At 35.7% G+C, this 13,626-nt stretch carries 18 protein-coding genes; 14 read left to right on the top strand and 4 right to left on the bottom strand.

Going from position 1 to position 13,626, the window contains the following annotated elements:
• Positions 1–337 precede the first annotated feature (337 nt).
• Together EDD72_RS12165 and EDD72_RS12170 are read left to right on the top strand one after the other, a co-directional pair.
• On the top strand, positions 338–904 hold the full coding sequence (locus EDD72_RS12165; RefSeq protein WP_132770735.1) for a TetR/AcrR family transcriptional regulator: 567 nt from the start codon (positions 338–340) through the stop codon (positions 902–904).
• Positions 905–1,039: 135 nt separating this feature from the next.
• A complete protein-coding gene (locus tag EDD72_RS12170; RefSeq protein WP_132770737.1) occupies positions 1,040–3,241 on the top strand; it encodes a YhgE/Pip domain-containing protein in 2,202 nt (733 codons plus the stop codon).
• A 26-nt stretch (positions 3,242–3,267) separates the two neighbouring features.
• Here EDD72_RS12170 and EDD72_RS12995 read toward each other — a convergent pair whose 3' ends face one another.
• The 3 genes from EDD72_RS12995 to EDD72_RS12180 all read right to left on the bottom strand — a co-directional run bounded on the left by EDD72_RS12995 (position 3,268) and on the right by EDD72_RS12180 (position 4,254).
• Positions 3,268–3,399: a hypothetical protein gene (locus EDD72_RS12995; RefSeq protein ID WP_279388114.1), complete on the bottom strand. Its 132-nt coding sequence runs from the start codon at positions 3,397–3,399 to the stop codon at positions 3,268–3,270.
• A complete protein-coding gene (locus EDD72_RS12175) occupies positions 3,389–3,664 on the bottom strand; it encodes a hypothetical protein (protein WP_132770739.1) in 276 nt (91 codons plus the stop codon). The genes EDD72_RS12995 and EDD72_RS12175 overlap by 11 nt, the downstream gene beginning before the upstream one ends.
• A gap of 80 nt (positions 3,665–3,744) precedes the next feature.
• The gene (locus EDD72_RS12180; protein WP_132770741.1) at positions 3,745–4,254 is read right to left on the bottom strand and encodes a hypothetical protein; all 510 of its coding nucleotides are present in this window, start codon (positions 4,252–4,254) and stop codon (positions 3,745–3,747) included.
• A gap of 112 nt (positions 4,255–4,366) precedes the next feature.
• Between EDD72_RS12180 and EDD72_RS12185 the strand changes: the two genes are divergently transcribed.
• The 12 genes from EDD72_RS12185 to rsmI all read left to right on the top strand — a co-directional run bounded on the left by EDD72_RS12185 (position 4,367) and on the right by rsmI (position 12,950).
• Positions 4,367–5,218 carry a Rossmann-fold NAD(P)-binding domain-containing protein gene (locus EDD72_RS12185; protein WP_132770743.1) on the top strand — a complete coding sequence of 284 codons (852 nt, stop codon included), beginning with the start codon at positions 4,367–4,369 and terminating at the stop codon, positions 5,216–5,218.
• A gap of 77 nt (positions 5,219–5,295) precedes the next feature.
• The gene (locus EDD72_RS12190) at positions 5,296–5,475 is read left to right on the top strand and encodes a sigma factor G inhibitor Gin (protein WP_132770745.1); all 180 of its coding nucleotides are present in this window, start codon (positions 5,296–5,298) and stop codon (positions 5,473–5,475) included.
• 113 nt (positions 5,476–5,588) lie between these two features.
• Positions 5,589–7,055 (top strand): aminotransferase class I/II-fold pyridoxal phosphate-dependent enzyme, encoded by a 1,467-nt coding sequence (locus EDD72_RS12195; protein ID WP_165895091.1) that lies wholly within the window; start codon positions 5,589–5,591, stop codon positions 7,053–7,055.
• 11 nt (positions 7,056–7,066) lie between these two features.
• Positions 7,067–7,720, top strand: a complete 654-nt coding sequence (gene tmk, locus EDD72_RS12200; RefSeq protein WP_132770749.1) for a dTMP kinase — start codon at positions 7,067–7,069, stop codon at positions 7,718–7,720.
• Positions 7,721–7,762: 42 nt separating this feature from the next.
• On the top strand, positions 7,763–8,092 hold the full coding sequence (locus tag EDD72_RS12205; protein WP_132770752.1) for a cyclic-di-AMP receptor: 330 nt from the start codon (positions 7,763–7,765) through the stop codon (positions 8,090–8,092).
• A 14-nt stretch (positions 8,093–8,106) separates the two neighbouring features.
• Entirely contained in the window at positions 8,107–8,553 is a 447-nt protein-coding gene (locus tag EDD72_RS12210) for a YaaR family protein (protein ID WP_132770754.1), read from the top strand.
• A 19-nt stretch (positions 8,554–8,572) separates the two neighbouring features.
• Positions 8,573–9,553, top strand: a complete 981-nt coding sequence (holB, locus tag EDD72_RS12215; RefSeq protein WP_132770756.1) for a DNA polymerase III subunit delta' — start codon at positions 8,573–8,575, stop codon at positions 9,551–9,553.
• A 5-nt stretch (positions 9,554–9,558) separates the two neighbouring features.
• Complete coding sequence (locus EDD72_RS12220) at positions 9,559–10,374, top strand: PSP1 domain-containing protein (protein WP_132770768.1); 816 nt, start codon at positions 9,559–9,561, stop codon at positions 10,372–10,374.
• A 17-nt stretch (positions 10,375–10,391) separates the two neighbouring features.
• A complete protein-coding gene (yabA, locus tag EDD72_RS12225) occupies positions 10,392–10,739 on the top strand; it encodes a DNA replication initiation control protein YabA (protein ID WP_132770770.1) in 348 nt (115 codons plus the stop codon).
• A 328-nt stretch (positions 10,740–11,067) separates the two neighbouring features.
• Positions 11,068–11,811 carry a tRNA1(Val) (adenine(37)-N6)-methyltransferase gene (locus EDD72_RS12230; RefSeq protein ID WP_132770758.1) on the top strand — a complete coding sequence of 248 codons (744 nt, stop codon included), beginning with the start codon at positions 11,068–11,070 and terminating at the stop codon, positions 11,809–11,811.
• A complete protein-coding gene (locus tag EDD72_RS12235) occupies positions 11,792–12,082 on the top strand; it encodes a GIY-YIG nuclease family protein (RefSeq protein ID WP_132770761.1) in 291 nt (96 codons plus the stop codon). Before EDD72_RS12230 ends, EDD72_RS12235 begins: the two co-directional genes overlap by 20 nt.
• Positions 12,057–12,950 (top strand): 16S rRNA (cytidine(1402)-2'-O)-methyltransferase, encoded by an 894-nt coding sequence (gene rsmI / locus EDD72_RS12240; protein ID WP_165895092.1) that lies wholly within the window; start codon positions 12,057–12,059, stop codon positions 12,948–12,950. The genes EDD72_RS12235 and rsmI overlap by 26 nt, the downstream gene beginning before the upstream one ends.
• Before the next feature lie 44 nt (positions 12,951–12,994).
• Here the strand turns inward: rsmI and EDD72_RS12245 are convergent, their stop codons facing one another.
• On the bottom strand, positions 12,995–13,243 hold the full coding sequence (locus EDD72_RS12245; RefSeq protein ID WP_132770766.1) for an AbrB/MazE/SpoVT family DNA-binding domain-containing protein: 249 nt from the start codon (positions 13,241–13,243) through the stop codon (positions 12,995–12,997).
• Between the last annotated feature and the right edge of the window lie 383 nt (positions 13,244–13,626).

Genomic DNA, 13,626 nt, shown 5'->3' on the forward strand with positions numbered 1-13,626 from the left:
CTTGGACCGAAGGGTCTTGGGAGAGTAGGACGTTGCCAGGCAGAAGTAAGACCACCGAATAGGTGGTCTTTTTTAATGTATAGGCGGATCGAGACAAAAGGTCGATCGTGGCAAGACATGGAACGGGGCGACGATTGTGAGGCCTGATTCTGGAGCAGAGTCCCACATGAACAAAGCGAATTAGGGAGCTTAGGATGAATGTGGTACTTAGACTAAAGTATTGACACGAATCGTTAAAAATCTTGATTGATTTCTAAAATAAAGATATACTTACAAATGTTCAGGAAATTCTATATGGTTAGTGATTCTAGTCGTAATATAGAGAAGGTGTTTTTTTTTGTCTAAAAAAATATCACGCATTTTTGCGGCGGCGATTGATGTGTTTTCTAAATTTGGATTTGAAAAGGCTAAAATGGATCTCATTGCAGAAAAAGCTAAAGTTGCAAAGGGCACAATTTATTATCATTTCAAAAGTAAAGAGGAAATTTTCTTTTCCTTAATTGAAGAAGGAATAAACCAGTTAATTCAGTTATTAAACGAAGGAACTAAACCATTATCTTCGGGAAAAGAAAAATTAGAAAAGGCGATTGAGATTCAAGTGAACTATATCTTTGATTATAAAGATTTTACAAAAATTCTTTTAAGTGAAGTTTGGGGTTCAGAAGAAAGACAAATTCGCTTTCGAGAATTGTTACAAAAATTACTCAAATTGCTCCAAAATTACATCGAACAGGGAATTCAAGAAGGAGATTATCGACAAAGAGATTTAGAATTAACCGCATCCTCGATCTTTGGGATCATTAGTGTAACCAGTTTGCATACGTTACTTGGCCAATTAAATTATACACCGGAACAAATTACGGAACATGTACAATCGATGATTGAAGAAAGTTTAAAAAAGTAAATTGGTTAAGAACATTGGATTTATCATTCAATGTTCTTTTTTTATTGAAAATATTTTTGTATTGACACGATCATTTAGCGGGAGTAGAATGTTTTTTGTACTGACCAGTCAGTTTATAAAAAGGAGGGGAAAAGAATGAATGGACTTCAATGTGCTCGAAACGAGCTAAAACGGTTATGGTCAAGTCGATTCACAAGAATTGCTTTAATCGCTGTAGCATTAATGCCATTATTATATAGTTCATTATATCTATGGGCTTTTTGGGACCCTTATAAGAACCTTAATCAATTGCCTGTCGCCGTTGTGAATAATGATAAGGGAACGACATATGACGGAAAGAAATTAGAGGTAGGGAAGGAGCTTGTAGATACTCTAAAAGATGACAAAGAATTAGATTGGCATTTTGTTTCTGATGATGAAGCACGAAAAGGATTAAAGGATCAGAAATATTATATCGTGATCCGTATTCCAGAAAACTTTTCAGAACAAGCAGCTAGTGTCAAGAACCAATCTCCAGTGAAGCCGGTCATTGAATATATACCAAAAGAAAGTCGCAATATGTTGGCCGCTCAATTAGGTGAAAGGGTAATTGAACAGCTAAAAACAAAATTATCAGAGAAGTTAACGAAAGAGTATTTAGATACAATGACTTCATCTTTAGAGGATGTCCAATTAGGCTTTAATAAAGCAGCCGATGCGGCTAAACAATTGAGTGACGGAACAAATGAAGCTCAAAGAGGCGCAAATGATCTAAAAGATGGGATTAACAAAGCCAAAGATGGAGTTGTTGAACTAGCCAAAGGTTTACCTGTTTTAGCAGATGGAGCAAAACAAATTTCTTTTGGATTAGCCCAAACGGCAAGTGGAAATCAACAAATCGCAGCTGGATTAAATCAAGCTAAGAATGGGCTATCCCAATTAAAAGAAAAATCGCCAGTGATTCTAACAGGGCTTGCAGATTTATCTGGTGGTCTTGGTCAAATTCAGAAAGAAGGGACAAGGCCATTAGTTACTGGAAGTCAACAAGTAAGTAAGGGTTTATCCCAACTACAAACGGGAACAAGCCAACTTTATGAAGGAAGTAAGCAAGTTACGACAGGTATGAAAAATATACAAATGTCTATTGATCAATTAAAACTTGCCATAGATCAAGGATTGCCAGCTAGTGAGATTAAAAATCAACTTGACCTAATCTCTCAGGGAATGAACCCATTAATTGAAGGCCAAAAGAATGTTGAGATGGGGTTAGCTGATGTAAACTCTAAATTACCTGATTTGATCAATGGACAACAACAAGTTGCAGGTGGTCTTGTAGTTGTGGATCAAAAGATAGGAGAGGCTCAAGCTGGTGCTAGTCAACTTGAAACCGGATTTAGCCAATATGCAGCTGGTATCGATCAACTCTATACAGGTGTTTCAGAAGCACAAGCTGGTGTACAAACGATCAGTCAGGCTGAAGGGAAAATGGCAACAGCTTCAATTGATTGGATGAATGGAGCCAATAAAGCGGCAAAAGGTTCATTAAGTTTGAAGGATGGTTTAGGACAATTATCTGATGGCTCAAGCCAACTTGCGTCTGGTCTTGTTGATATTAAAGATGGAGCTAATACGTTAAGTCTCAAGTTAAAAGATGGGGCTACAGAGATTCAAGACCAAAAGCCAACATCATCTCAACTTGAACAAATGGCATCGCCACTTGAAATCAAAACAGAGATAATCGATCCTGTTCCGAATTATGGTACTGGATTTGCACCTTACTTTATTTCTCTCGCATTATGGGTAGGTGCATTGATTCTCTTCTTTGTCATTGATGTGCACGCTATTGATCAAGTTCCAATGCGAACAAGTTCATGGGTATTAGGAAAATATCTGCCTTTAGTCATTGTGGGTACCATTCAAGCAGTGATTTCCTCTGCTGTGCTGCAATTTATTTTAGGCTTAGATCCTGCACATCCTATTTTGTTCTATCTCTATAATATTTTGTTATCGATGACCTTTATCGCCGTCATTCAAGGTTTGGTATCCATCTTAGGAGATGCAGGGAGATTCTTAGCAATCGTCCTTTTAATGTTACAATTAACATCAAGTGCAGGAACATTCCCACTTGAATTAACACCAAAGTTCTTCCAAAATATTAGTCCATATTTACCAATGACTTATTCGGTAAAAGGATTAAAAGAAATTATCTCTGCTGGAGATACCTCGATTATTCTTCACACTGTTTTTGTTTTACTCTTTATCGCAGTAGGAGCTTTTATAACAACAGTGATCTTATCGAAAGGAAAAATTGCTCATTTACAACAAGAACGACAAAACGCTACACCAGTGAATATATGATAAAAAACAGCTTTAGTGACCAACCACTAAAGCTGTTTTTTTCCACTTTCCCCTATCTGTCGTGGGAATAAATCGATATAAAGAAATGGGATACGGATTACGACCAATATAGGGATAATAATATCAAATAGAAGATGGATCATCTGATCATTCACCATTTTTTCGTCCCACCTTCTGACTTTCATTAAGTTCTTCAAGACGTTTGGCTTCATTATCTTTTAATTCTTGAAAAATAGGTAAAGAATCTTTTGGTAAGACTTCAATATGATGATGAACGGTATGAGCTAAATCTAGAATAAATTGTTTCGAACTATCAGCAATATTTTGGTGAATATCAATATATGCTAATAAACTAAGGTAACTGCCAATAAGAGCATCTTTATCTTCCTCAAGCAATGTATGAATCTGTTCTAATCTTGTCATCTCCTTATCCCTCCAAAAAATAGCTTTTCCCAAAAATAAATAAACATGAAATGAAAGATATTTTTTAGAAGGGAAAGAAATTAAAACGAGTCTGTTTGATAAACAGATAATCCGAACGGTTCATATTTGATCCATTCTTTCACTTGAAGGATAAAGATAATTTGAATAAAAAGGAAAAATCGATAACCAATGAATAAAACAAAAAGAGATAAATTGACAAGATAAAAAGGTTCAGGTAAAAAGAGAAGCATCCAAAAAAAAGTAAGGCTAGAAAAGAAAAACATCATTGTTTCATATTGTTTATACTCTTTAATGCTTAGCATTCGTTTAGGTACTATGCCGAACCAAGGTAAGAGAGAAAAATAAAATTGAATAGAAGCTCTAATTCGCCATAGACTTAACAGATTCCAAAATAAATAAGAAAAAAAGTATATGTTTACAATAAGTATAAAGGTTGGAAGAAAAGGCTGATGTAGTTGGTGAAAAGGAACGGTAAAGACACTACCAAGAAACAGGAGATATACACTAAGCCATAATGGCGATTTGCGTAAGCGGCGAATTAATTTATAATTATAGATTGTTTTGTCCATGACCAATCACCGTAAAAAAAGAAGTTTATACTTATATTATCACATGGAGAATTGAACGAAGAATAGTACCAAGTTATAGACGTAAAGTTTTGTTTTGTAAGGGGAATTTTGGATGAAAAAAGAAAAACCAATTCAATTTATTCATGATCGAAATTGCTGGATTGACACTTCGCAAAACGGACTAATTGTTTTAACAAACCCGCAAAAGATCGGGGAAGCCAATTCCCTCGAACAATATCTAAAGAAAATTGGCTCTAAGATCGAAGTGGCTGTCTTGATCAAAACGAGACGCAAAGGGAAACCATCGGTTATAATGGGTGGAAATCCAAATGGTCCATATACTTGTCGCTTAAGACAACAGCTTTCACGGAAATATACTCCTTTTTTGTTTTTGAAAAGCCATGAAGCAGAATTACTATCCCTAATCTTGAAAGATAAAAGGTATTTAAATTGGTATCTACATACCGTTGAGTCTGTAATTTTTAGAGATATAGATCCGAAGGCCATTGAAAAAGGCTTAATTTTGTATTCCAATTACTATTTACCGAAGAATGAGAAACCACTTGATCTTGATTGGCTGAAACGTCAATTAGATGATTTAAGCAGGAAACATGTTCTGCATATCATAACATTTTGGGGAACACCGAGGAATGAAGTAACAAAAGAAATTTCCCGTCATCCAATAAAAAAAGTTTTTGTATATCCTACCAATTCATCTTGGAAAAATACAGACCCCAAAATAGAAATCGTGAATGATTTTTACCAATCAACACAGCATGCTGATGTGCTGATTATCGGTGAACCAAGGGAAGAATTTATGACCATTTCATTTCCAAAAATAGCGAGATCAATGAGTAAAAAAATCCTCATCGATCCTTTTTATCTGTTTGAACGAGAGGAAATGAATATATTAAACTGGAATTATATTTTTAGAAGCGTTAGAACATCCAAACCCATATATTAGTAAAAATCTTGATAAAAAGGTTTAGAATTACTCTGGAATGGGGATAATGGTTTTTAAAATCATAAAGGAGGAAATTCATGAAATCGATTGAACATATCTGTGTGATGTGTGGTCATAAAGAGAAAGAGGGGATCTTCATTCAGGGTGGTTTTATTTGTGATGATTGTGAGGAAGATATTGTCCATACGGAAGTAGAAGATGAGAAGTATCACTATTTTGTTCAACAACTAAAACAACTTTGGTTAAAAAACGCGTAATTCAAAATCAGAGACAAGGTGCAAGTCTCTGATTTTTTGTTTGTACTTCTAGACGAAAGTATGATTAAATAAGGAAAATTAGAGTTTAAAAGATGATTAGAAGGAAGACAAAAATGAAGAAGCAAAATACGTACCTCTTTGAACAATTACAATTGCATCATCAGAAACGACCTATTTCCTTTCATGTACCTGGCCATAAGATGGGAAAGGGGTTTGACCCTTTAGGAAGGGAATTCTTTCAAGATATTCTCCAAATTGATCTAACAGAGGTCTCAGGGCTTGATGATCTACATCAACCGGAGAGTGTGATCTTAGATTCTGAAAAAAGAGCAGCGAGAGTGTTTAAGGCAAAAGCAACCTTTTTCCTTGTGAATGGAAGTACTGCTGGAAATTTAGCAATGATCCTTGCTACTTGTAAACCAGGGGACAAAATTATTGTTCAAAGAAATGTACATAAATCGGTCATTCATGGGTTGATTTTGGCAAAAACGATCCCTATTTACGTTCAACCAGAATATATTCCCTCTTTAGGGATTTGGGGGAGTGTCAGCCTTGAGACCATCGAAAAGGCATTAATGGATCATCCAGAGGCGAAAGCAGTCTTATTAACGAATCCCAATTATTATGGGATTGGTGTCGATTTAACGGAAATCGCCCGATTGGTACATCGTTACCGAATTCCTTTACTCATTGATGAAGCTCATGGTGCCCATTTTGGATTTCATAAGTCTTTTCCAAAGTCTTCTATTCAAATGGGAGCCGATCTCGTAGTACAATCTACTCATAAAACATTATCTGCAATGACAATGGGTTCAATGCTCCATGTTAATTATGATTCATTGATTGATATCGAACGTCTCAAATTCTTTCTATCAGTCGTTCAAACATCTAGCCCATCTTATCCTATAATGGCTTCGTTGGACTTAACTTGTCGTCTCATTGAAGAAAAAGGAGAATCGCTTTGGGATCCTGTTCTAGAGTGGCTTCAGTGGTTTGACGAAAAGGCTTCAACATTAGATGGAATTCAGGTACAACATTTGATCCCAAGTCAATATTTTACTGATCCATTAAAAAGAACGATTCAAAGTCAGATTCCGAAAGTATCCGGTTTTGATCTACAAAGACAATTAGAAGAAAGCAATATCTTTACTGAACTAGCAGATCGATGGAATACTTTAGCGATTATGACTTATGGTAATACACTTGGGGATATAAAAGCTTTGTATCATTCATTATCCATCATCGATCAGCTTTATCAAGAAGATTTGTTGAAAGAAGGAAAAAGCATTCCATCTATGGAATTTAACTTTCATCAGATTGATCAAGAGCAAACAAGTACGATATCCTTGGATCAAGTGATATATGGGAGGAAAAAGGTTGTACCGCTGAAAGCCTCAGTGGGAATGATTGCTGCAGAAATGGTGATCCCTTATCCACCTGGGATACCGTTGATTCAATTAGGGGAGAGAATCACAAAGGGAATGGTATCTTACCTTTTGGAATTAAAAGAAATGGGTTCAAAGTTCCAGGGTGTAGTAGATCCAACCATTTCTACGATAAATGTGGTTGACGTATCGTGAGGAGGATCAGATTGAAAGGATTATTTATTACTTTTGAGGGTCCAGATGGTGCTGGAAAAACAACGCAAGTTTCCCTTTTAGCTGAATATCTGGAGAAACGGGGTTTTGAATATATAACCACAAGGGAACCTGGTGGTACAGTCATCAGTAATAAGATTCGCCAAATTCTATTGGATCCCGAACATATTGAATTAAAAGATCAGACAGAAATCTTATTATATGCCTCATCTCGGGCACAATTGGTACATGAAGTCATATTGCCAGAACTAGAAAAAGGTAAGATTGTTTTATGTGACCGGTATATTGATGCGAGTATTGCTTACCAAGCTTTTGGGTTAGGAATCGATCGTAAGACCGTTGAAGGGATTAATCGTTTTGCTAGTTCAAATGTAAGACCGGATCGAACATATTTATTAGATATTTCTCCTGAGTTAGGGAGAAAACGATTAATCGGAAGAACACAAGGTGAGTTTCGCGAACAATTAGATCGTATCGAACAGCGGGAATTAGAATATCATCAAAGGGTTTATCAAGGATTTATGAAATTAGCAGAGGAAGAACCAAATCGAATCATTAAGATCAAAGCAGACCAACCGATTGAGCAAATCTTCCAGCAGATAAAGTCGGATTTCGATTCCTTTCTTCAAAGTAAAAGGAATATGTAATGAATAAAATAAATGATACAAAGTAAGAAGGGGTGTTTTAACATGAAATTGGTGATTGCCGTTGTGCAAGACAAAGATAGTCATCGTTTATCGTCAGCTCTTGTAAAAGCAAACTTTCGGGCGACAAAGTTAAGTAGCACAGGTGGGTTCTTAAAGGCTGGAAATACGACATTTCTGATAGGTGTAGAGGATTCAAGAGTAGATGAAGTTCTACAGATTATTAAAGATAATGGTAAGGCGAGAAAACAGTTAGTTTCCCCAGTATCTCCTTTAGGAGGAAATGCTGAATCCTATGTTCCTTTTCCAGTTGAAGTTCAGGTTGGAGGAGCAACTGTATTTGTCTTACCCATTGAGCAATTTCAACAATTCTAAGGAATGATAAAAAAATGAAGATACAACAAGGGATGCAGACGATCAAATCTTATCGACTTATAGAACGGAATCTGACCACGACTTCTGAACTAGGTCACACTTTTTCAGATATTCTTTCCTCTGAAGGTAGGGAAATTACAAAAGCGAAACTACAGCAATTATTAAATCAAATTGACGAACAGGGGAAACGGCTTACACAAACAAAGAATCTAAAAGAATTAAAAAAATATAAAGAACTGATTAAAACATTTATTGATGAAGCTGTTCATTCTGGTTTAGAATTTCACGATCAACATAGTTATGATCGATATGGACGGACCAAAAAATATAAGATAATACGTCAAATTGATCAAAAATTAATTGACCTTACCAATCTAATTATGGAAAAGGAACATAAACAAATTGATCTGCTTGATCGAATTGGTGAAATTAAAGGATTATTAATCAATCTCTATTTTTAAAATATGAAAGGTGAACATTATGTCTTTTGAGCAGGTCATCGGTCAACAGCGAGTTGCAGAACAATTAAAAAGAAGCATTCAAAATAACCGTGTAGGCCATGCTTACATTTTCGTTGGCCCGACAGGTGTAGGAAAAGCAAAAATGGCGATAGAATTCGCAAAGGCATTGAATTGTGAAGATGGAAATGGGAATGCTTGTGACCATTGTCTTCATTGCCGAAAAATCAATCATCACAATCACCCTGATGTAATATTTGTAAAACCAGAGAAGCAATCTATCACGATTGATCAGATTCGGCAGCTTCAACATGAATTTCATTATAAAGCCATGGATTCGAAACGTAAGGTCTATATTATTGAACAGGCGGAAAAGATGACGACAGTTGCCGCGAATAGTTTATTAAAATTTATTGAGGAACCACATCCATTCGTAACGATTCTTTTTTTAGTCGAGAATCTTCATATGGTATTACCGACCATTCGCTCGCGTTGTCAAGTAATTTATTTTTCTTTATTAAAACCAACAGATATCTTAGAACTTTTTCAACAAGATGGTTATTCTGAGCAAGAGATATTACTTGCAGCCTATTTAACAAATGATCGCAATGAAGTGAAGGAATTGGCAATATCTGAATGGTTTGCACAGATGAAAAGTCTAATGATACAATGGGTGAAGGAGATTTTGTCGAAATCTCCTCAGGCCTTATTATCCATTCAAGAAAAGATTTTGAAAGATGATGAAGTAAAAGAACAATTACCAAGATTTTTAGATTTACTATTGGTTTGGTATAGAGATATTCTAAATATAAGACTTCATCGGCATCATGCTGTTATTTTTAAAGATTATCTTGATTTATTAAACCAATACGGACTGAATATGAGCGAAAATCAGCTTTTAGATAAAATAGAACAAATTCTCGAAACAAAACGACGAATTGCTTCACATGTTCACCCACAACTAGCTTTGGAGCAATTGGTAATATTGCTTCAGGAGGGATAATATTGGTGTATTCAGTAGTAGGAATCCGCTTTAAAAAAGCAGGTAAAATCTATTATTTTGATCCAGGTGATTTAGAGATTGAGAAAAATAGTTTTGTAATCGTAGAAACAGCCCGTGGGATTGAATATGGACAAGTTGTAATTGGTAAAAAAACCGTAGAAGAAGAAGATGTAGTTCTTCCTCTGAAAAAAGTTATTCGCGTCGCAACAGATGAAGATGCCCTACATGTAGAGAAGAATAAAACTGATGCGGAAGAGGCTTTTTCAATTTGTCTCGAAAAAATTCATTCCCATGGATTAGATATGAAATTAGTTGATGTGGAATATACGTTTGATCGAAATAAAATTATCTTCTATTTTACTGCTGACGGTCGTGTAGACTTCCGTGAGCTAGTAAAGGATTTAGCTGCCGTTTTCCGGACGAGAATTGAATTACGGCAGATTGGAGTTCGTGACGAGGCGAAAATGCTTGGAGGTATTGGGCCTTGTGGACGAGTACTTTGTTGCTCTACTTTTTTAGGAGATTTTGAGCCGGTTTCCATTAAGATGGCGAAGGATCAAAATCTTTCTTTAAATCCTGCAAAAATTTCAGGCTTATGTGGACGCTTAATGTGTTGTTTAAAATATGAAAATGACAATTATGAAACAGGAAAACATGAATTGCCTGATATCGGTAGTCAAGTCATGACTACAAACGGAGTAGGGAAAGTAGTAGGGCTTAACATTCTTGAACGTAAGGTACAAGTGGAATTAGACGATGGGTCTGTAGAGGAATTTCCTCTATATGATGTAGTAGAAGTAGAAGGTGAGCTTGAATTTTAGTATCTGGGGTGAAGATTGTGGAAAAAAAGGAGATTTTTTCACAGGTAACCTTTATTGAGGAACAAATTGGCCAATTATACCAAGAATTAGGACAATTGAAACAGAAAATAGTCGCCCTTCTAGAAGAAAATCATAAGTTAGAATTAGAGAATGATCGACTAAGGCAAAGGCTTGATGAAAATGTTCAAATCGAAGCTCCACAAACGTCAGGTGATAGCAAGAAGGAAATAGCGAATATTGGTGAAGGTTATGATAATTTAGCTCGCTTATACCAAGAGGGCTTTCATGTATGTAATGTTCACTATGGCCATTTACGAACAGAAGGTGATTGTTTATTCTGTTTATCTTTTTTGAATAAATCGTAACGATCCTAACACAGAGGTCGTTTTTTTTTTCAAGTCCTTTTCCTTCAAAAGAAATACATGGACAACGAAGCGCGTTGGAATATACATAGCGATGTGGCTTGTATGTTCTAACGCTACTCCGATACCTCGCGGCTTTCCTTGAATAAACAGTCGGTAGGAAAGCTTGCTCGCTAAAGTCGCAGCTTATAGAACATACAAGCCAATGTTTTAGACAACGAAGTGCGTTGGAATATACAAAGCGATGTGGCTTGTATGTTCTAGTTGCATGATCTTGATTAGATCGTTAAATTATATGATAATCTTAAGTAATATAACAAAAGGTGAATGTATGGAAATAACTCTATTGGAAAACGAACGAATCGATGACTTAACTTCACAATTAAAAATTATTCAAAGTAGAGATGTATTTTCCTTTTCAATGGATGCTGTCTTATTAGCTCATTTTCCCATCATTCCACAAAGAGGGAAAATCATCGATTTATGTAGTGGGAATGGGGTCATTCCATTACTACTCGCGACGAAAACAAGGGCTTCGATTATTGGTGTTGAGGTTCAGGAACGATTAGTCGATATGGCAAATAGAAGTATTATAATGAATGGATTAAAGTCACAAATTGAGATGGTACATAGCGATTTAAAAGAGGCACCAAAATTATTTGGCAAAGGCGTATTTGACTTAGTCACAGTTAATCCACCTTATTTACCATTAACAGGACAAGACCAAAACCTAAACAAACATTTGGCGATTGCCCGCCATGAAATTCTTACCAATTTAGAAGAAGTCATTCAAACCAGTGATCAATTATTAAAGGTGGGAGGACGACTAGTTATGGTTCATCGTCCATCTCGCTTGGTTGAACTGATTTCATTAATGAGAGGGTATCGAATCGAACCAAAGAAAATCCAATTTGTCCATCCTCATCGTCACAAAGAAGCAAATATGGTGTTAATTGAGGCTAAAAAGCATGGTGGAAAAGAACTCCATGTCTTACCTCCATTAATCGTTTATGGAGAGGATGGCAAGTATACTGAAGAAATCTATCAAATCTATTATGGTGATCAGCGTGGATGAACCTTATTACGTCTATATTTTAGAATGTAAAGACCACACCTATTATACAGGATCAACGAATTGTATTGAGCACAGGTTAAAACAACACCAACTGGGGAAAGCTGCCAAGTATACCAGAGGAAGAGGACCTGTTAAGTTAGTTTACGTTGAAAAAGGCCAAGGGAAAAGCTGGGGCCTTAAACGGGAAAACGAAATAAAAAGACTACCACGGAAAAAGAAGGAACAATTAATTCTAGAGGGTGGAAATATTGAATATCCAAAAAAGTTATGAAGATACAGAAGAACAGGGGAGGCTTTATTTAGTTGGTACACCGATTGGGAATTTGGAAGATATTACCTATCGAGCTATCCGTACTTTGCAAAAGAGTGATCTAATAGCAGCGGAAGACACGAGACATACGCTAAAATTGTTGAATCATTTTGAGATTCATAAACCATTAGTTAGCTATCACGAACACAATAAGGGTCAACGAGGAGCTGAACTTATCGACTTACTGTTACAAGGGAAAAATATCGCATTGGTTAGTGATGCGGGAATGCCTGCCATTTCTGATCCAGGATATGAATTGGTTGTTGAAGCAATTAAGAATGGAGTTACGGTGATTCCAATTCCAGGGCCAAATGCAGCGATCACAGCAATCATCGCTTCTGGGTTATCCACAGAGCGGTTTCTCTTTCTTGGATTTCTGCCGAGAGAAAAAAAAGAACTTCATCGGGAATTAGAGAATTATCAATTTTCTTTAGAGACATTGATTCTCTATGAAGCACCTCATCGAATTGAAAAAACATTAAAAGCGATTCGAGAAATTTTAGGGAATCGTAAAATTGTTCTCATTCGGGAACTAACCAAAAAACATGAAGAATTCATTCGTGGTGAGTTGGACGAAGTGATTCCATACGTGGAAAAGAATATAATAAAAGGAGAACTCACTCTCATTATTGAAGGGGCTAGGAAAGAAATAATTCAACAACTAGGGGAGAATTGGTGGAACCCCTTAACCATAGTTGAACATGTAACTCATTATCTTGAACAAGGATTAACGGTTAAAGAAGCAATCAAGCAGACCTCAATTGACCGAAATTTGGCAAAGCGAGAAGTATATCAAGCTTATCATATTGAAAATGAAGAAAAAAAATAAAACCAAAAAGTTTACCCTTTTTGGTTTGCATTTTTATTTGATGGTTATTCTGCTTTTGGCATTTCCTTTAAGCATTCACTGCAAATAATTTTCCCTTTGAAGTGAAATACTTTTTCTGCGTTACCACAAAAGATACAAGCTGGTTCATATTTCTTGAGAATAATTCGTTCCCCATCGATATAAATCTCTAGAGAATCTTTCTCATTAATCCCTAGCGTTCTACGAAGTTCAATTGGAATCACAACTCTTCCTAACTCATCTACTTTTCGAACAATACCTGTAGATTTTAACATTTTTTAACTCCCCTCATTTCATGTCCATAGAGAATTTTTAGAGAAAATCGTCATGATTCGACAAATTTCTCTGTGTTTTTATCATACCAACTATTGCCAAAATAGTCAATAGATATTTTGTTAAAAAAGTGTGATAAATTCAGAAGTTGATATGCGTAAAATATTTCTCGAGGAGTTTGATAGAAAATACTAGCAAAAAAAGAGAAGGCGTTCTATCATAAATGTATGCTTTAGCGGGCAAATACATTTAGAAAAGAGGCCTTCTCATGGATACAATTATATCAAGATTATATCAGTTAATAAAGAGTACAAATAATTTAATCGAGTTAGAGGAAAGCATTCAAATTTATATGCAAGAAGTATTTAGTTCCTTATTGGGGGAA

Source organism: Tepidibacillus fermentans, from assembly GCF_004342885.1.
GTDB classification, from domain to species: Bacteria; Bacillota; Bacilli; order Tepidibacillales; family Tepidibacillaceae; genus Tepidibacillus; species Tepidibacillus fermentans.